Here is a 16,675-nt window from a genome sequence, read left to right as displayed (position 1 = left end):
TTTTATTCATGCTAATTAAGCAACTGGCGCATAGTTATCATTAGAAATAATTGCGCTGGTAGTCACTGGATAAGCCCCCGCTTTAAACGCATCATTTCCTGTAATTCGGACTCGACTCGGATTACCGACAACTTTTACGATATCAGTCACAGCTACCGCATTTTTGATGACATTTCCTTTAATGTGAGTGTTGCGTACAGCTCGCCCAGTAGCATTTAAGTGAATCAGACCCTTCGTATCGTCATAATTCGCTAGCGATGTAAGTCCGATAATATTGTTGTTGCAATGAAATCCATCTAAGTTGCAGTCAAGCAAAATCGGGTTTCGATTCGCTCCACGAGCGCTCACATCAATTACAACGTCAGTGAGATTAAACGCTCCGATTGCGCGAATAATCCCACCCCCGTACGTAGCGGATGCAGATGAGTTGATATGCCCGTGCAACGTTACTTGAGAACACGCACCTAACACATCAATCGCATACTCTTTAAAGTCGCGCAAAATACCGTTAATTAATAAGCCATTAACACCCTGAATCTCAAAAATATTTTTATCCGCATTTCCAAAATGGCAGTTGAATTGAATATTTTTGATGCTATCTAATCCCGCGCCCTCAAGTTTTATCAATCGCTGTGGTTGATAGTGTGCTTCAAATGTACCGCCTGTGAACGTTACATCATCAATTACACTCCCTGCCGCTGATCTCATGTGCACAATGCTATGTTGTTCGACAAGCGCTGTCGTTGCACCTTGAAAATTCCCAAGCTCCGCATCAATCGCATTAAATTGCAAATTGTAAATCTCTGACGGATTATCAAAATGAATGCACTTATTTGCATACGACAAACCATGCACATCGAAAGACCCTTGATGTAGATTAGAACCTTCAGCAAATCGCAAACAATCTTGAAGCATTGCGTAAGCTGTTGACTTAAAATTAGGGTTGCGATTCACATCTTCAAAAACATAACCGTCTTTTAGAAAATGTGCATCGACCGCAAGTTCTAATTTGAACGTGTTACGAACACGTGCAGCAGATCCGATCAACCCACTGGACGATGTTAGTTTAATACCGCGGATTTTTCGGCAAGCGTCAATCATTAAGTGTGATTCTTGATTATTCGGATTAGCATTTGTAGTCATTGAGCCAAAAATATCTAAAATCGGAACATCGGCAGTGACTACAATAGTCGCACCATTGCCTTTAATTTTCTTAACTTTGGTCAGGTCAATCAGAAGAGATGCGGATACTTTATAAGATTTAGAGCCATTTAGACTAATCACTCCACCTTTATTTATTTCCGCTTGAAGTGCTGCGGTATCGTCAGTTGCTACAACAGTTTTTGATGAGTTAGTCCAAACATCGGCACCTCCTTTTTCAGCATAATAGGCATTACCTACGCCTATATCTTTATAAAGCAGATACCCATCGGGGTTGATTTCACCACCGCCACCTCCACCATTTAAAAATTTTGCTTTATCTTTAAAATCATATCCGTGTGTTTCCCATTCTGTCTGCACTGTGCCTTCTTCAAGTTGCAAAAAGTCAGGCATGGTATTTGTGTTTGAAAGATACAGAACAAGATAACGGTCAAGTGATCCGCTTGTAAATGTGTAGTTTAATGCTGCGTCGTTTGTTTCTCCAGCAATCATTTTAATATTTGATTTCCCAACGGTAGGCGCAAAGTTAGCTAAACCAATTCTGAACCGTGTAGATGCAGTTTTGCTAACCGTGTATGTCGTATTCGGCTTAATTTTGATTACAGATGTTAGTGCGTTTGCTGACGTTGAAAGTGCTCGATTGTAATTGCTTAAATCAACCGCACCTATCAGTGAAACATCTTGCAAATATGATCCATCGAATTTGTTTTTACCGATTTTGATTTGCGCTGCATTACTCAACTTTGCACCACCAAAAACAGCGTCTTTACTAAACAGCAAGTTATTCGCTGTGAAATCAAAAACGCCACCTGTTTTTACTTGCAAAGCAGGTATATTTTCACTATTCGCACTGATATTTACCGCTAAGTATTGCGTATCTGCTCGTGTTGTGAAAGTAAATGCTTCAACTACATTATCAAGACTATCAACATGCAAAACATGAGAAACATCATCTGATTTTGTTACATAACCCATTGTTATATCAATAACAGGATTAGTAGCAAACTCGATCACGCGAAAACGCGAAGATTCCGTTTTTTCAATCGTGTACTTAGTACTTGGATTGACTTTAATAATCGCTGTTTTTGATGTTTCAGAAGCAAAGATTCTGTTTGTTGCACCGCTTGTTGGTGCTGAAATGTTGGCATCAATTAAATTATACAGAAGGTCTTGGGATATATTCACAAGCGAGTTAATAAGGGTTTTAGCATTCGCTTCCGCAGCATTGGCTTTGGTGGTTGCGTCTGCTTTCGCTTGCGTCAACGGATCATAAGCGCTCTTAGTTAAGCTTGTTGCATTTGCGGTTGCTTTATAATAATCACCACCCTCTGCTGCACTCAAAACTTTTACCGAGACGCCAAAAGGTATATTGACAAGATCAGCATTAGCCTCATTCAAAGTTACATATGATTTAAAATACCCACCAGCTGTTGCTGCTTGTCTATTTTCTAGTTCATCAATAAATTCAAGTAATTTTCCTTGAGCATTTTTAAAACCTGCTTGTGTTACATTTGTACCAACAAATTCAAGAATATCTGGTAAAGGCATTTCCTAACCCCATAAAAAAAACCCGCTTAAAGCGGGTATGGATTAATTAAATTTAGTTAAACGGCTGTTTCGGGCACTGGTATAAATGGTGCGCCACGAAAAAACACACGGTTTTTAAATCTGTTGTCGCAAGTTTCAAGACGCTTATCGCATCCTGGATAAACTTTGATTTTTTGACCCACTTGTGGCGCTTCCAACAATGGCAAGGTCAATAATAAAGCTCCTGACTCATGCAGTCGTATAGTCCGTTTTAGTCCTACATTTCCGCCTTCTAAAAACTCGACAACACCTTGCGTAAACCAGCCCTGTGGTTGGTTTAGCTGGCATAAAATACGTGCTTCAGTGCTACTAGTTTCAATCACTGTATTCACAACATAATTTTCACGCAATAAACCACAAGCGTTATCAAACAATGTATTTGTACAGCTTGGCTGATATAAATTTCGTGGCATTTTGACATTCAACACATCCAGATCTGAAGCAACATTAAAGCTGATTTCATTGCGATCAAATTCAGGTTCAATGATTCGACCTTCAAACAATTTAATTGTGCCAGCACTGGTATCTAAAGGCTCATTCATATCAAGAAAAATACGCTCAAGCTTAAATCGTGCACCATCCATCTGACCATTATGAAATGCTTTAACGATAGGAATCCCACCAATCGTGTGATCATCAGTAGCATAGATCGTCACATTTAAGTTATCGACTTCAACACCAAGCGACAGCTTAATGCCTTCACGTTTAATAATCTCACCGCTTGAATAGTAAGTGTGGCCTGCAACGGTCAGATCAAAATCATAGCTAGTAGCGCGTACCACTTCACCTTGAACCGTCGTGATCGTATACAGGTCAGCCATGATAAACTGATCTTCATTTAACATGGCAATGAGCTGTGGAGATGCTATTCTCATACTTTATTTCCCAATGATCCGATCATTTCAACTTTATTAGCTTTCCATAATTTATGCATAAAGCTGGTATATTGCTGCTCATCATCAGCAAATCTACAACGATAATAAAATTCGCCTGATACTGTCAGAGTATCGCCAGCAGCCAATGGTATAGGCAAGGTTATAAATCCATTTTTACCGATGCTGTATTGGGTTTCCCACATTCGTTCATCCAAATCAGTCCACATTGGTTGATCTAAATCGTCTACCCACATCAGTGGATCTTCTGACTCAAATTCTTTTGTATGAGCTAATGGAATCTTGGATGTATGCATCTGCTTATGTAGCTGAAAATTGGTCGTCTTGCCATCACCAGTAAAAGTACACTTAAACTCACAATCTTCAGGCATCTTAAACAGAAATGAATCAAAAGATCCACGGCGCTCATGAAAAAAACTCTCAAGCTGTTGTAATTCATTCCGGCCTTTTGATTCTCTTAAGAATGCAAACGACAATGAAATTTTATATTTGGGTACAGCCTGATAACTTGCTCTTAATTCACGACCATTAATAGATGTCATGATTTTGGTATTAAAAATGGGACTCTTTGAAAGGTCCCATTCTAGTCCTGGTAATTCAGGAAATAATACATCTGACATAGTAGAATCCTTATTTTGGCATACCAAAATCACGTCCAAAACTTTGTAAACCAGTAGCTAATTCACGACCATGTTTCTTAAAGAATCGTTTTACGTCTTTAGAATCCCAAGCCTGAATCGTTAGGCTGGGGTAAATCGGCTGATCCATATTACTATTACCACCTATCCCTCCATCAGAAGTTAAATTTTTACCCAATGCACGAATCGTATTGGCGTGCTGTTTAGGCAATACCATTTCCTCTTCGTGTAATTGAGTCACTGGATTCACACCCGCAGGAATATCGTAACCACCTCGAGCAGATTTAATTTTACCAGCAAGACCACCAACCAATGCCAATGCAGAAGCACCGGCTGCCACAGCTAGCACAGGACCAATATAAGGAATGGATACCATAGCCTTAAATGCACCAGCCATGGCTTCCCATGCATACATCATAATAGATTTAACGGCCTCACCAGCTTTGATGGCCAAACGTGCTAAAGCACCTGTACTCGTTGCTATAGTCTTGGTAGTTTCACCTGCAACTACAGCGCCAGTTTGTGCAGCTTGACCTGTAACTTCGGCAGCGGTTTCAGTTTTGACAAAACCTAGCTTAATCGCTAATCGTTTTGTAAGTCCGATCATATAAGCCTTAAGTGGCTCACTTACCACAGTCTGTAAGAAATACGCCCCCATATCTGTAAAAACAGCATTGGTTGCACTTTGCCAAGTCAACGTACCATTCATCATTGACTGAATACTTTTATCCCAAAGCCCAGAGATACGACCAGTTAAATCACCAAATTTATCTTCAAAATCTTTCATTTGAGCTTGATTTATAAGGTTCATGGATTTGTTGTCAGATATAGTTTGATCTGTATCTAAATCAGCAATATCGTTAGTAACCCGACTTTGATCACCTTTCTTACCAGATATAGCAGTATATTGATTTTCGAGATCTAGACGTTCTTCTAAAGCTTTTCTCTTGATTTCACGTAATTGATCTTCTAGTTTTTTCTCAAGCATCACCTTTTGAGCATTTGATATCTTTTTAGCATTCAATTGATTATCAAGATTTGCTTTCTCAATGTCATAAATTCGCTGTTCACGAAGTACGCTATTTGCAATCTCTTCCTCTTTTAATGTTTTAATTTTATCAAATTGCTCTGCATGTAACGCTTTGATTTTTTCACTAGCAGACTTTTCAGCATCAACTTTAAACTTGGCTTTTTCAACGCTTGATAACTTTGATTTATCAATCTCATCTAAAGCCTTCTGTAAATCAAGTTCTATTTTCTTTTCCTCAGATGCATATTTATAACGAATTGCAGCTATTGCTTTTGCTTCTTGCTCAGCACGGCGTTCTGCATCTGACGGTCCTTTTGCTTTAGGTAATTTAGCTTTTGCTGCCTTAGATTCAGGATTTAATTCCTTATTATCTGCTATACCTGATGTAATACCGCCTTTACCACCTTTAAATCCAAGTTGTGCTTTTTGATTATTGATATTTGCTTGAGTCAACTTGTCAAATGTTGTACTACCATTCCACAACTTACTCATTCCAGCCAGATCAGATGTAGTAGTTGTAATAATATCATTGGTGGTATTTTTGGTTTCATTCAAAATTCCTTTCACACCAGTAACTAACGCCCGCCCTTTCGCCAGAAATCCATCAGCATTCGCAAAGTTAACAGCAGTGCTCCCAATGGTTGCCATATTTCTCATGGCACCAGAAATTAAACGAACTAAGCTTTGCAAGCCACTCGCTAAACCAGCAACTGCAACAGCCACACCTCTAGCAATAGTCCCAATTGTCTGGATCATTGATGCGAATGATCCACCAGCAGAGGTACCGTTCATAAAATGGCTAAGTAGATTGCTAAAAACTGGCATAACAGCCATAGCAAGCTCAGATTTTAGTGAGCTAAATTTTAATTGCATGGTCTGAGTCTGTGCATTCAACTCAATTGATTTATCAATAGCCTCTTGGCCAGTAGTAATCCCTGCTTCTTCAAGAGCTTCCTGATAATCTTTCCAAAGCTTACCCCCATTTTGCAAAATAGGTGCTAAAGCTGTTAAGTCAGATCCCATGGATTCTAGATAAAACGACATCTGCTGTTGGTTAACGCCAGCTTCTTCTAGTTTTTCAACATAGGTTTGTAACGCAGTTGTCCCATCCATTTTAGCCATTTGTTCAGCAAGCTTTTTAGCACCCTCTGCGCCACCTTCAGTTTTTACAGCAATTTTCTCAAAAAAGTCTGTAGCACCGCCAGAGCCAACGGATGCAAACTCACCCAGCTTTTCATTAAAGTCCTTCATCATATCAGCGACTTTTTCTTGACTAAATCCAAATGTTTGAGCTGCGCTAGCAAGACCTTGAAATTCTTTAATTGAACTATTTGCTAATGATGCTGCACGTGCAAGTTCAACATTGGTACGTGCTGTCTCTGTAGCTATTTTTGCTAGTCCTACGGCTGCAGCCGCTAAACCTCCAATAGCTAAACCAGTCAGTGCAGCACCTGCTAGCACAACACCTCCGCGCATTAATCCAAATTTTGATGTAATTTCATCTAGAGAAGAACCTATCTGCGTTCCACCAAGTCCTGCTTTAAATTTTTCTGATAAGCTGCTTGATATTGATTCAGTCGTCTTATTAAGGCTTTGCTGAACGTCAGTAGTTACTTTTTTTAATGAACTGCTTAAATTTGATGTATCAACATTTAATTTAATACCGTCGCCATTACTTTCTATTTTCTTAACCGAATTTGCGACGATACTTTCAGCATCATTCATGCCTTTTTTAAGCTCAGAAGTCTTCGCGCCAACGTGGACCTCTACTTTGTTGTTGCTTGCCATTCCTACCTCACAGACGTAAAAAAACCGCCGTGTGGCGGTTTTTTAATTAAGAAAATCTACATAACAACAAGATTTGTTATGCCACAGTTAGATGATTGTGCTTGTGAGTGAATAAAACCCATATTGAAGTTGTTAAAAGTTCGAGTTTCACCAGCCTTAATAATTTCATAAACTTCACGTTTATTACTATCAATTTTCGTTCCACTATTTGATGAATGTTCGCACTCAACTGTAAAATCTTTGATATCTTTTTTGCCATTATTTTTAATAGTCATATTAATCACCATCACACTATCAAAACCTTCTTTACCCCATTCAAAATTAAAATCTAAATCACGTAGAGCCTGTTCTTTTGGTGATAATTCTTGTGTTCCAGATGATTCTTTATCTGAAAGAGAAGCAATGATTCCCAAAATAATTATAATCACGATAGCCCATATAATTTTAGATTTTGATTTTTTTATTTTGGCGCCACAGTTTGGACAGGATTTTGCTTGTGTACTTACTTGCGATCCGCATTCTTTACAATTAATCAAAGACATTAGTTATACTTCCATTCTTATTTATATGAACTTTAAACAGTTAAAATAAGTAAATCAATTACCTAATAAAAAAACAAGCTAAAATAAATCTAACACTTAAAGATCATTTAAATTTAAATATTTAATCAAATGCAATAAGTGCAATCACAAAAAACATCCAAATAAAACTAATCCATCTAGCCTTGCTTGAATACCCTTTTCTTAATGTGAGCCAGGCAAAAAAATAAGGCATCCAAAAAATACCAAAGCCTAAAATAAATGAAACTGTACGCTGATTTTGAAAATTCTCAATATGCATATCAGTCGTTGGCTGTGACTGACTTTTATTTGATTTAAATGTGCTATACGATAGGCCTGTTCCTGGTAAACCAACAGTAGTTCTAGTGCCTCTTTTACCTACACTAACCCTAGCACCCCTACCACCAATAGAGACACTTGAAACACCTTTCTTTCCAACATTAAGTCTAATACCTGGTGCAATTTTAAAACTTTTTCTAAAATTAAGTCCCATATCAACTATCCATAATTAACTACAAATTTTCTTTGAAGCACTAATGGAACCGTCATTACAAACAAATTTTTTGCCCTGACAATGACTTATGCCGCCCTTCTTTCCTGAACACGGTTTACGTCCTTTACCAGCTTCAGCCACCCCAGTAAAAAGAAATGTTGAAACTAAAATAAGACCTATAACTTTTTTCATATGAAATACTTTTTTTATAAAATTTATATGAATACTAAGTAAATAAAGTATAAGAATCAATCAAATTCAGGGCAACATTAGTTACCCTGCGGAAAACTCATTAAATCATTCAATAATTCATCGTCATCATCTGGTAATGACTCATTTGAATTATTGTGATGGTCTATTCCAAAAAATGCTTCAAGCATTAATCGAATCATGTGCATATTGACATGTGCGGGAGGATTATTACGATTACAGGAATTTAATGCAGTCAACCTAGGTAAGTCGAATTCACGGCGTATATAGTCGTAGTCCTTACCAGTATTCATCATTAAATGTGTATATAACTCCTCCCAATTCATTCCCCCGATGATTGCGCCTGATCATTTTGTTTTAAACCGGATGTTTGAATAATCAATTCAATTACATCCTGCATATTTGCCACATCAATTAATTCATCAGCAACATATTGCCGATCAATTTCAGGATAATTGCGCTTTAATGAGATATGCGCTAAATCAATAATGACATTAAATGGAATAACATCAGCACCAAGAAAATCTTGATACTTTTCTAATGCACCCAGTGGGGCTGGTGCAAAAATCCAATCTTGGCCACAAATCTTAAGTGGATTACCACGTGGATATTCAACTTGTTTAAATTGCATGTGATATTACTCCGATGTATTCCATTTAAAGACACGGCCAAGATCATCAGCCATAGGTTGAAATTCAAATTCAGGTAGATCGTAATCATCCTGTTTTGAACTAAATGCCAATTTGTTACTGGTGCAACGGAAGAAATCCATTTGCATGATCTTACCTTTGTAATCACGCATAAGATCCACACTAAACTCCGGCGTATAACCCATATCTAAGTTAGTCACCAAACCTGATTGTGCACCAGCAATCGTCGCTGAATACTTAAAGTTAATGAATACTGTTTTTCCTGCATCTGCCGTAGCAAAAGTATAAATACCAGTCTTCTCATCCACACTGTATTGGCCTGTTTCTGGTGCGTCATTCACTCGCACAAGCGGTACAGCCTTGCCATTCATTACACCTAAATTACGGACATAGGTTCCCGAGTTTGGTACCGTAGGTGTAATGGTACCGCCAACAGGAACAATCTCGCCATTTAGCGTTTGAGCAATGGTTTCCATTCCACCTTCTGAAACAATCCCACCAAAAAAGATAGAATTTAGCAACGCACCATTAATTCGCCCCATGGTTGCCTTGCATTTAATCGATCCTTTGCCACGTGCAGCATCAACGGCGAACTGGCCACGACCAAATAGTTCTTTTAGGTCATAACTGATATCCACTGAAACGGATTGGACAACACCAATTTCGACAGGACTGGCATCACTGATTGGCTGTCCATATACATCTTGAATTGGTGTGGCAAAAAGCTTACCGGCACCAAATAAATACTGAGCCATACGCTCTACCTCTTAAAATGAAAAAACCGCCGTATGGCGGTATGAATGTTTAAAGTTTGACTTAATTGGTTGTAAGAATACGAATCGGAATAATGGCAATACCTTGGTCATCTAGCATGTTTTCAACTGCTTCAAATACTTCAATAGTTCCCTCAATCCAACAATGCTCAACTAAACCGTCTAAAGTTTGATATTCACACATTTCAGGATATTCAGGAGCAATTGCCATACGGACCTTATCAATCATCTGATTTAACTGTACCGATGGTGGTATCGATGAATCTGATTCATAAATGTAGATATACACTTCGGCTTCAAGCTCAATCTTAGCATCTAAGCCTTTAACGGGTACTTCAGTTTGATTGCCTTGAGTAACAAATAAAGCTGGACGCCGTTCAGGAGGTACATGATTAAAATGCTGCAAGCGGCGGCTTGTTGTGACAAGACCATCAATCTTTGATAGTTGAGCAAATAATGCTTGGTAAATTAATTCACTATTCACTTAAACCTCTCTGAATTGCTGCATTTATGTTCTTAGGTACAATCTTGGCAATCTCATCCAATGAATCACGCATAAAACGGCGTTCACGTAAATTAATGCGACGTGTATGTGCGCCAATCATGGATTGACGTGGTGTAATTGGCCGACCAAAGGCCTGTTTAATATTACGCACATGTGCCTTAATTGAAATCGATCCTTTTAAACCAAATTCATGTGCCGGTGCATAAGGAACTAAAGCGCCACCAGCACCAACAGTGCCTTCAATCCAGTCCTTATCTTCCTCTACTTTTGAAGAAACAGAACCTCTTAAACGACCCGACTGCACATTCAATCGCTGACCTGTCAGCATATCTTCCTGAATCGTACGCTGTAATTTGAGTGTTAAAGCATTTACTGTACGTTTAATTTCATCCCTAACTCGGTTATTTACTTCGTTAAAATCTACATCAGTATCAACACGGTAATTGCTCATACATCACCTACGATTTAACGATAGCAGTGCCCTTTGTGGTATTAGCTTTAGCTTCCACTACAATACGGATAAAACCCATTGGAGCCAAAATGTTGTAGATATCTTCTTCTGATTCCACAACACCATTTTTAACTTCATATGTTTGACCAGCAGTGATAATTTTTTTTGATTTGTAAGCTTCAGGTGCTTGGTATTTAAATGACACTATTTTCTCCTATACAACAAATGCACCAACACCTAAACGATTGGGATTAGTGCCATCATTGCCAATTGGAATTGAATTTTTTAATGCCAAGTAACGCTGGCCATAAATACTTTGGTTATAAAACGCATCGGTACCCGAACGTGAAAAGCTCACGCTCTGACCTGCAATGGTCATACTCGAGGCATCTGAAAAGCTGTTACCTGACTTTGATTTGAGTGCAACCTTGAGAATGTGTGCTGCATATAGACCCACAGCACGTTCTTTCAGATCACCAAATTCAAGTGACTTCACAACGAGATCCGCTTCCTCTAACGCATCTGCAATTTCTGCATCGGGTAGATTCATCAGCGCCGTGTCGTACTTAAACTTCAATTTAAAAGCTTGTGGGTCCATAGATCACCTTATTCAGTGGCTTGAGCAAGTTTTTCTTGCAACTGCTCAAGGGTTTCATCTTCAGCAAAGGTGATTTCAAGATCAGTCAGTGCTTTACGCACGTCATCAATCGTGAGCTCTGCAGGTTTGGATTCATCCTTGCCTTTACCGTCGTCATTTTTACCTGATTGAGCGCCTTTACCACGACCTGAAGCAGGTTTTGAGTCACCAACTTCTGCAATTTCTTCAATGCTTAGCTCACCTGCATCAGTCAGATGCTTGGCAAACTTATTCTTTTGAAGAACCTTGTGTTGGCTTGCTTCAAGCGCAACAGCAATGCCTGTTGGTAAAGTTGCTACCCCAGCAAAAACAAAAGCGGCATTAGAGCCGCTGTACGTGTATGAATATTTAGCCATGTGGTTTTAATCCTTATGCATGGTCAAGGTAGCGAAGCGAATCAACACGCTTCAACCAAACGCCCTGGTATTTGTAGTGACCAGGTACCAGTACATCTAAGCCTTTCGGTTGCGCCGTCAAGAACTCAACGCTGTTACCTTTGAACTGGATGCATGATGGATCACGGCGGTAGATGATCGAACGGTCTGCGTTTGCAGTACCACGGCCATTACCACGACCAGAACCACGGATGGTCAATGGCTTGCCTTGAGTAGCGAAAATATTCTTTTCAGTTACCCAATCAAGGAAAGTTTTACCACCTGAATCAGGCACAATACGGTTGGCAAGGTTCGAATATTGATTCGATGCCATCAAGTAGGTATCAGGTTCAATGGATGCATCACCGTCAAACAAGTCTGTCGAGCTTGCCAACGAGTTATTGAAGTCAGATAAAACTTCTTCAATGGTCGCCGTAGACCAATCATGCTGACCTGTCACAATAGTGACGCCTGTTTGGTTTAAGAAGCCATTCACCTGTTCAAGTTGACCACTCGCATTGGCTTTGGTGTAACCATACCAAGCCACATTCGACATGTGCTTTTCAGCTGCCAAATTTGCAGCCTGAACTTTATCCGCTTCAAGCGTGAGGTTCATTTGCTGTGCGGTCGCCAATTCAACCACTGAATATTGGTAGCCAATCACACCGACTTTCACTGGTAGGCTTACAGTATCGTATTCAACTTCTGCAAGCGGAATATCATCACCTGTACCAGCATAGTCTTCGCCGATACCCACGCCTTTTTTACGAGACAGGATTTCACCACCACCATAAACCGCATTTACATTGGTCACTGGGATGAACTTGGCGTAGTCAAGGACCTGTGCAAGCTGTGGTGTAATTTCGTTTTGTTCTTCGATCTTTACGAAGAGCTGTGCCAATGCATCCATGTTGAACGCATCGCCAACTTGTGCCTGAATGGCATGTGAAATCGGCGTTAAACGCGCTTTCATTTTTACTAATTTGCTCATGTTCTATTAAGCTCCACGAAGATTAAGAAGTGCTAAACCATCGGCACCTGTCACGGTTTCCCATGCTGCACCTGGTAATACTGTTCCGTCAGTTGCTGAGCTCGACAAAGAACCCAACGGCGCTGCTGTGGTACCGTTTGCAGTTTTTACGTAAACCGCGGCAGTAATGTCAGTGATTGGCGCTGTAGGCTTGACCCAAATTGCACCTTCAAACATCACTGGCACCATATCAGCCGCTTTATAGTCTTCTTTACCAGCCGCCGTTTTGCCTGTTTTGCCAACGCCGTGGCGTACCACTACGCCAAAGCGTGTTGGTGTAGCACCCGCCACAGCCGTTACAGATTTGCCATCAGTCGTGCGGACAACCACATCACCGTCATTGACTAAAGTCAGACCTGAAAGTGGTAATGACAGTACAACCTCTTTGGCAGTTAAACGGCCACGTTGACCGACTACCGCATTTAATTGCTGAACCATGATTCAAGTTCCCCTTAAATTGTTTTGTATGCAGCAGACTTGTCATAACCCTTATTTTCTTTAGGGTCCTGATTGTTGTTTTGCTGTTGTTGCTGTTGATGTAATGCATCACCGACTGCATTGCCTGGTGTGGTCGACTTCACTGCTGACAGTGCACGGAATACCGTGTCGATCTGTTCAGGCTTAGCATCACCCACGGAGACACCACCGAGTACAGCAGTCACCAATGTGTCACCTGCTTTGGCTGCAATCACATCACGTTTGATTTGCTCACATGAACAGCCTTCAGTTTTGATACCAGGTACCAATGCAACGGCGTCCGCAACCACTGACGCACGTTCAGCCACAACCTGATCAAGTTTTTCAGGTGTGATTTGGTTTTGCTCCAGATCACCAACTTTCTGCTTAAGCTGTGCATTTTCAGTCTGCAAGGTATCAACCACTGCCTGAACAGCTGGCAATTCATCACCGATGGCAAATTGTTTGTCACCGACTTTAAGTTTTGCTGCTTTCAAGTTTTCAAGTTGGTCTTCTTGTTGCTTTACAGCATCAGCTAGCGCTTGGTTGTCACCAATCTCAAAGCGAATACCGTTTACTTTAATTTCCATCTTTTTCCCCTTTGGGTTTGGTTTATGGTCACCGACGCGACAATCACCGCCACAGCGACCGTATTTCACCAGCGCCACGTGATTGCCTTTAAAATTGATAAATTTGGCTTGATACGGCGTACCATCAGGTGCCGTGCCTTGTTCAAGGACGAGATCAGCCGCGTAGCCCAATGAGATCTCAACACGCTCATTGTTCTGAATAGCATTAATACTGTTCTGATCCTTGATGATCAGATCACCCAGCATGAATTCACCCTCTTGGCGCACATTCTCACAATCGCCAATGTGGTAGTCCTTCCAGTTGGAAGCATTGATTTCATTTTTAGGTGGGTGATAGTCCGTTGCATCTACGCCATCAAAGCTCTTGATCACTTCCGGTTTGAATAGATCCTCTGCTGCCACATAGACATTGATGACCTGATCCGCTGAATAGCCTTCCAGATTTGGAAATTCATAAGCGTAGTACTGACGGACTTGAGGTGCTTTGGCCAAACGTACGTTGACGCATTTGAGATACCCTTCTTGAGTAAATGAGCGTGTACTTTCGCTTGGTGCAAAGTCCCCGATTTTCAGTTGGTAAATGAGTTTCATAAATTGAGCTCAATAAAAAACCACCCTACGGTGGTCTGCTATGGTTTCTTTGGTGGAGAAATGACAATTGCTGGCGTTTTTATATCTGGTGGAATTGGTCTTGGTTTAGGTTGATAGCCACTTCCATTTTGACCATTAAAACAAGTACACGCCCAACACTTGCCACACGGTTTAGATTTAGTCAATTAAGATATCCTCATAATTCGGCAACGCCGTGCATCGGCATTTGATCTTCTGACCAGGATGACCACCCTTAGGCGGTGAATCCCATCGAAAGGTTTTGCCATGATGGCTGGCACATAACGGACGCACACGATCATCGTTGGAATCTTGCCAATCGTATGTTTCCACACCCATGGATTCCTGACGCTTCTTATTGATAGCGCCGTTGATCTTGCCCATCTGGTCGGCTGCAATCAGTCGTGCACGAAAGTCAGTGCTATGACCGAGCTTTTTAATTTCCTGAGCCAATTCCTCGTTGGTCTGCCCCGTCTGAAAGGCATTCATTACCAAGGCTTCAAGCTTATCGGTGTACTGACTTGGAATGGACTTAATCAAAGAGACGTTGGCAGCAATCTGAGTATCAATCTCATCCTGAATATCAGCGCCACGGAAAAACGGCGTAAGGTCAACACCAAGAATGGTCTTGGTATGGCTAGCAATCTGCTTATCCACTTCCTTGCTGGTATCCATCACCACCTTAGTGGCCAAAGATACCGACACTTCCATGGTGTATTTGACCATCTTTTCACGTAACGCCGTGAATAGATCCGTCACCCAGCTATCACCAATATTCCGCCCTACAGTGGGTAAAACTAGATCCTTGGTTTGTTCCTGGCAATATTTAGATATTTCCAAAAGCTGACGTGTATAGAACAACTCAACACGTCGATTGACCTTAACAGCTTTAGGCTTAGCCTTGCGACCTTTCTTGCGTTTCTTGATCTGCTGAAGCTGAGGCTTAAGAATCTGTATGATCGTCGTCATTGGCTACCACCATGGTTTCCAGCAATTTGATGTGATCCTCACTGATAACCGAGTAAACGCCGTCGATATTAAGCTGACGTGCGATCTGAGGCTCAGTGATGATGCCCATATTGAGATATTTCTCATCACGCTCAGCGTTGGCTTTCTCCACTTCTGAACGGACTTTTGCATCCAATTGCCAAAGTGGATTAAACACAACATTTAATTCAGAAATTTGACGCCCAAACGTAGACTGACATATCACGGCGAGGAACTTCATCAGAACAGGCTTAACATGCCATTCCTGCTTGGTTGCAATCGTATCGTAATAATTACGAGTATCATGCTCACCAGTGGCATTCATCCCTGCAGGTGATTGGCCAAACAGAATCGTATAAGGGATATCTGCCGCGCCAGCTGTCTGAATCGAGAATTCACGCATCATGTCAGGCAAACCGCCAAAGCTATACGTTTTTGATTCGTACTTTTCTTCAGCATCCAACACGATCATGCCATTCAGGCTCTTCATAAAGCCTACTGACATGAAACGCTCCATCACTCCTTTCATATCCTCTTTGATCTTATCGACCAAGTTAGGCGTTTGAATGACGTCAATCTTCGATTCATGAATCAAGCTGGCAGATCCACGCTTTACACTGGCATGGTCAAGCAGATCCTCATAGACTTCCTGCAAGATACTTTGAGGTTCTTCATTGACCACATCAGCATGAGCAATACGAATTAAGCGAGTATGGTGAATGCGCTTCTTAGCCTCATTCCCCATTTTCATGTCGTAGAATTCAGGCTGTTTGAGCAATCCACAACATGCCGACGGCGGCAAATAGCTGTTTTTATCCGCCGTGATGTATTTCTTTTTCACGACCGTGAAGAATTCCAAACGACCTTGGCCAAGCTTAGAAATATCTAAAGGTTGATCTAAGGCAGCACCATCAGCCGTTCCAAGCAGAATGTACACGACGCCGTAGAGGCGAGAAAGGATTAAGCCTGATAAAAGCACGTGCTCTAAGTGAAATGCCTTACACGCTTCCTCAAGGCGTTTTAGATCATCACCCTGAATGCCCTCAAAAAACCATCCAGCACGAAGCATATCTGATGCAGGACGATTGACAATACGGCGTGCAAGCCAATTCTGATACACCGCCTCAAGTTGCTCATCATCAATGTCTTTACGGACAAACTTACCACCTGTGGCTTTGTCACGCTCAGTACCAATATTCGATACCAAGTTGGTATATGCACCAGCATCACCAATGGCATTCATTGCCTGTTTT

General features: G+C 40.8%; 19 protein-coding genes. All 19 read right to left on the bottom strand.

The features are described from left to right. Positions 1 to 15: 15 nt before the first annotated feature. The 19 genes from QSG86_RS10865 to QSG86_RS10775 all read right to left on the bottom strand — a co-directional run bounded on the left by QSG86_RS10865 (position 16) and on the right by QSG86_RS10775 (position 16,665). Positions 16 to 2,709, bottom strand: coding sequence for a hypothetical protein (locus QSG86_RS10865; protein ID WP_317031514.1), 2,694 nt, complete (start codon positions 2,707 to 2,709; stop codon positions 16 to 18). Between the two features lie 56 nt (positions 2,710 to 2,765). Next, on the bottom strand, positions 2,766 to 3,623 hold the full coding sequence (locus tag QSG86_RS10860) for a DUF2163 domain-containing protein (RefSeq protein WP_317031513.1): 858 nt from the start codon (positions 3,621 to 3,623) through the stop codon (positions 2,766 to 2,768). Then, entirely contained in the window at positions 3,620 to 4,261 is a 642-nt protein-coding gene (locus tag QSG86_RS10855; protein ID WP_317031512.1) for a DUF2460 domain-containing protein, read from the bottom strand. Before QSG86_RS10855 ends, QSG86_RS10860 begins: the two co-directional genes overlap by 4 nt. 10 nt (positions 4,262 to 4,271) lie before the next feature. Further along, positions 4,272 to 7,097, bottom strand: a complete 2,826-nt coding sequence (locus tag QSG86_RS10850) for a phage tail protein (protein ID WP_317031511.1) — start codon at positions 7,095 to 7,097, stop codon at positions 4,272 to 4,274. Positions 7,098 to 7,153: 56 nt separating this feature from the next. Beyond that, positions 7,154 to 7,639, bottom strand: a complete 486-nt coding sequence (locus tag QSG86_RS10845) for a zinc ribbon domain-containing protein (protein ID WP_317031510.1) — start codon at positions 7,637 to 7,639, stop codon at positions 7,154 to 7,156. Positions 7,640 to 7,760: 121 nt separating this feature from the next. After that, complete coding sequence (locus QSG86_RS10840; protein ID WP_317031509.1) at positions 7,761 to 8,150, bottom strand: DUF4236 domain-containing protein; 390 nt, start codon at positions 8,148 to 8,150, stop codon at positions 7,761 to 7,763. A gap of 269 nt (positions 8,151 to 8,419) precedes the next feature. After that, on the bottom strand, positions 8,420 to 8,686 hold the full coding sequence (locus QSG86_RS10835) for a hypothetical protein (protein WP_317031508.1): 267 nt from the start codon (positions 8,684 to 8,686) through the stop codon (positions 8,420 to 8,422). After that, entirely contained in the window at positions 8,683 to 8,991 is a 309-nt protein-coding gene (locus QSG86_RS10830) for a hypothetical protein (RefSeq protein WP_317031507.1), read from the bottom strand. The genes QSG86_RS10835 and QSG86_RS10830 overlap by 4 nt, the downstream gene beginning before the upstream one ends. 6 nt (positions 8,992 to 8,997) lie before the next feature. After that, positions 8,998 to 9,765: a hypothetical protein gene (locus tag QSG86_RS10825; protein WP_317031506.1), complete on the bottom strand. Its 768-nt coding sequence runs from the start codon at positions 9,763 to 9,765 to the stop codon at positions 8,998 to 9,000. 61 nt (positions 9,766 to 9,826) lie between these two features. Then, positions 9,827 to 10,267: a hypothetical protein gene (locus tag QSG86_RS10820; protein ID WP_317031505.1), complete on the bottom strand. Its 441-nt coding sequence runs from the start codon at positions 10,265 to 10,267 to the stop codon at positions 9,827 to 9,829. Continuing rightward, positions 10,260 to 10,739, bottom strand: coding sequence for a hypothetical protein (locus QSG86_RS10815; RefSeq protein ID WP_317031504.1), 480 nt, complete (start codon positions 10,737 to 10,739; stop codon positions 10,260 to 10,262). The genes QSG86_RS10820 and QSG86_RS10815 overlap by 8 nt, the downstream gene beginning before the upstream one ends. A 7-nt stretch (positions 10,740 to 10,746) precedes the next feature. After that, a complete protein-coding gene (locus QSG86_RS10810; protein WP_317031503.1) occupies positions 10,747 to 10,944 on the bottom strand; it encodes a hypothetical protein in 198 nt (65 codons plus the stop codon). Between the two features lie 9 nt (positions 10,945 to 10,953). Next, on the bottom strand, positions 10,954 to 11,337 hold the full coding sequence (locus QSG86_RS10805; protein WP_034703003.1) for a DUF4054 domain-containing protein: 384 nt from the start codon (positions 11,335 to 11,337) through the stop codon (positions 10,954 to 10,956). An 8-nt stretch (positions 11,338 to 11,345) separates the two neighbouring features. Next, positions 11,346 to 11,732 carry a hypothetical protein gene (locus QSG86_RS10800; RefSeq protein ID WP_317031502.1) on the bottom strand — a complete coding sequence of 129 codons (387 nt, stop codon included), beginning with the start codon at positions 11,730 to 11,732 and terminating at the stop codon, positions 11,346 to 11,348. 13 nt (positions 11,733 to 11,745) lie between these two features. Next, a complete protein-coding gene (locus QSG86_RS10795) occupies positions 11,746 to 12,741 on the bottom strand; it encodes a DUF2184 domain-containing protein (protein ID WP_317031501.1) in 996 nt (331 codons plus the stop codon). A 6-nt stretch (positions 12,742 to 12,747) separates the two neighbouring features. After that, the gene (locus tag QSG86_RS10790; RefSeq protein ID WP_317031500.1) at positions 12,748 to 13,218 is read right to left on the bottom strand and encodes a hypothetical protein; all 471 of its coding nucleotides are present in this window, start codon (positions 13,216 to 13,218) and stop codon (positions 12,748 to 12,750) included. 14 nt (positions 13,219 to 13,232) lie between these two features. Next, positions 13,233 to 14,417 carry a DUF2213 domain-containing protein gene (locus tag QSG86_RS10785; protein WP_317031499.1) on the bottom strand — a complete coding sequence of 395 codons (1,185 nt, stop codon included), beginning with the start codon at positions 14,415 to 14,417 and terminating at the stop codon, positions 13,233 to 13,235. 177 nt (positions 14,418 to 14,594) lie between these two features. Beyond that, positions 14,595 to 15,404, bottom strand: a complete 810-nt coding sequence (locus QSG86_RS10780) for a phage minor head protein (RefSeq protein ID WP_317031498.1) — start codon at positions 15,402 to 15,404, stop codon at positions 14,595 to 14,597. Further along, positions 15,379 to 16,665, bottom strand: coding sequence for a DUF1073 domain-containing protein (locus QSG86_RS10775; protein ID WP_317032554.1), 1,287 nt, complete (start codon positions 16,663 to 16,665; stop codon positions 15,379 to 15,381). The genes QSG86_RS10780 and QSG86_RS10775 overlap by 26 nt, the downstream gene beginning before the upstream one ends. Positions 16,666 to 16,675: the final 10 nt, after the last annotated feature.

Origin of the sequence: Acinetobacter sp. SAAs474 (assembly GCF_032823475.1) — a bacterium.
GTDB lineage: Bacteria > Pseudomonadota > Gammaproteobacteria > Pseudomonadales > Moraxellaceae > Acinetobacter.
The sequence above is the reverse complement of the archived record's forward strand: the minus strand, read 5'-3'. Positions and strand labels throughout refer to the sequence as shown.

Excerpts from the sequence above, each read along its gene's own strand:
- QSG86_RS10865 (WP_317031514.1), bottom strand. The coding sequence starts at position 2,709 with ATGCCTTTACCAGATATTCTTGAATTTGTTGGTACAAATGTAACACAA.
- QSG86_RS10860 (WP_317031513.1), bottom strand. The coding sequence starts at position 3,623 with ATGAGAATAGCATCTCCACAGCTCATTGCCATGTTAAATGAAGATCAG.
- QSG86_RS10855 (WP_317031512.1), bottom strand. The coding sequence starts at position 4,261 with ATGTCAGATGTATTATTTCCTGAATTACCAGGACTAGAATGGGACCTT.
- QSG86_RS10850 (WP_317031511.1), bottom strand. The coding sequence starts at position 7,097 with ATGGCAAGCAACAACAAAGTAGAGGTCCACGTTGGCGCGAAGACTTCT.
- QSG86_RS10845 (WP_317031510.1), bottom strand. The coding sequence starts at position 7,639 with ATGTCTTTGATTAATTGTAAAGAATGCGGATCGCAAGTAAGTACACAA.
- QSG86_RS10840 (WP_317031509.1), bottom strand. The coding sequence starts at position 8,150 with ATGGGACTTAATTTTAGAAAAAGTTTTAAAATTGCACCAGGTATTAGA.
- QSG86_RS10835 (WP_317031508.1), bottom strand. The coding sequence starts at position 8,686 with ATGAATTGGGAGGAGTTATATACACATTTAATGATGAATACTGGTAAG.
- QSG86_RS10830 (WP_317031507.1), bottom strand. The coding sequence starts at position 8,991 with ATGCAATTTAAACAAGTTGAATATCCACGTGGTAATCCACTTAAGATT.
- QSG86_RS10825 (WP_317031506.1), bottom strand. The coding sequence starts at position 9,765 with ATGGCTCAGTATTTATTTGGTGCCGGTAAGCTTTTTGCCACACCAATT.
- QSG86_RS10815 (WP_317031504.1), bottom strand. The coding sequence starts at position 10,739 with ATGAGCAATTACCGTGTTGATACTGATGTAGATTTTAACGAAGTAAAT.
- QSG86_RS10805 (WP_034703003.1), bottom strand. The coding sequence starts at position 11,337 with ATGGACCCACAAGCTTTTAAATTGAAGTTTAAGTACGACACGGCGCTG.
- QSG86_RS10800 (WP_317031502.1), bottom strand. The coding sequence starts at position 11,732 with ATGGCTAAATATTCATACACGTACAGCGGCTCTAATGCCGCTTTTGTT.
- QSG86_RS10795 (WP_317031501.1), bottom strand. The coding sequence starts at position 12,741 with ATGAGCAAATTAGTAAAAATGAAAGCGCGTTTAACGCCGATTTCACAT.
- QSG86_RS10790 (WP_317031500.1), bottom strand. The coding sequence starts at position 13,218 with ATGGTTCAGCAATTAAATGCGGTAGTCGGTCAACGTGGCCGTTTAACT.
- QSG86_RS10785 (WP_317031499.1), bottom strand. The coding sequence starts at position 14,417 with ATGAAACTCATTTACCAACTGAAAATCGGGGACTTTGCACCAAGCGAA.
- QSG86_RS10780 (WP_317031498.1), bottom strand. The coding sequence starts at position 15,404 with ATGACGACGATCATACAGATTCTTAAGCCTCAGCTTCAGCAGATCAAG.
- QSG86_RS10775 (WP_317032554.1), bottom strand. The coding sequence starts at position 16,665 with ATGAATGCCATTGGTGATGCTGGTGCATATACCAACTTGGTATCGAAT.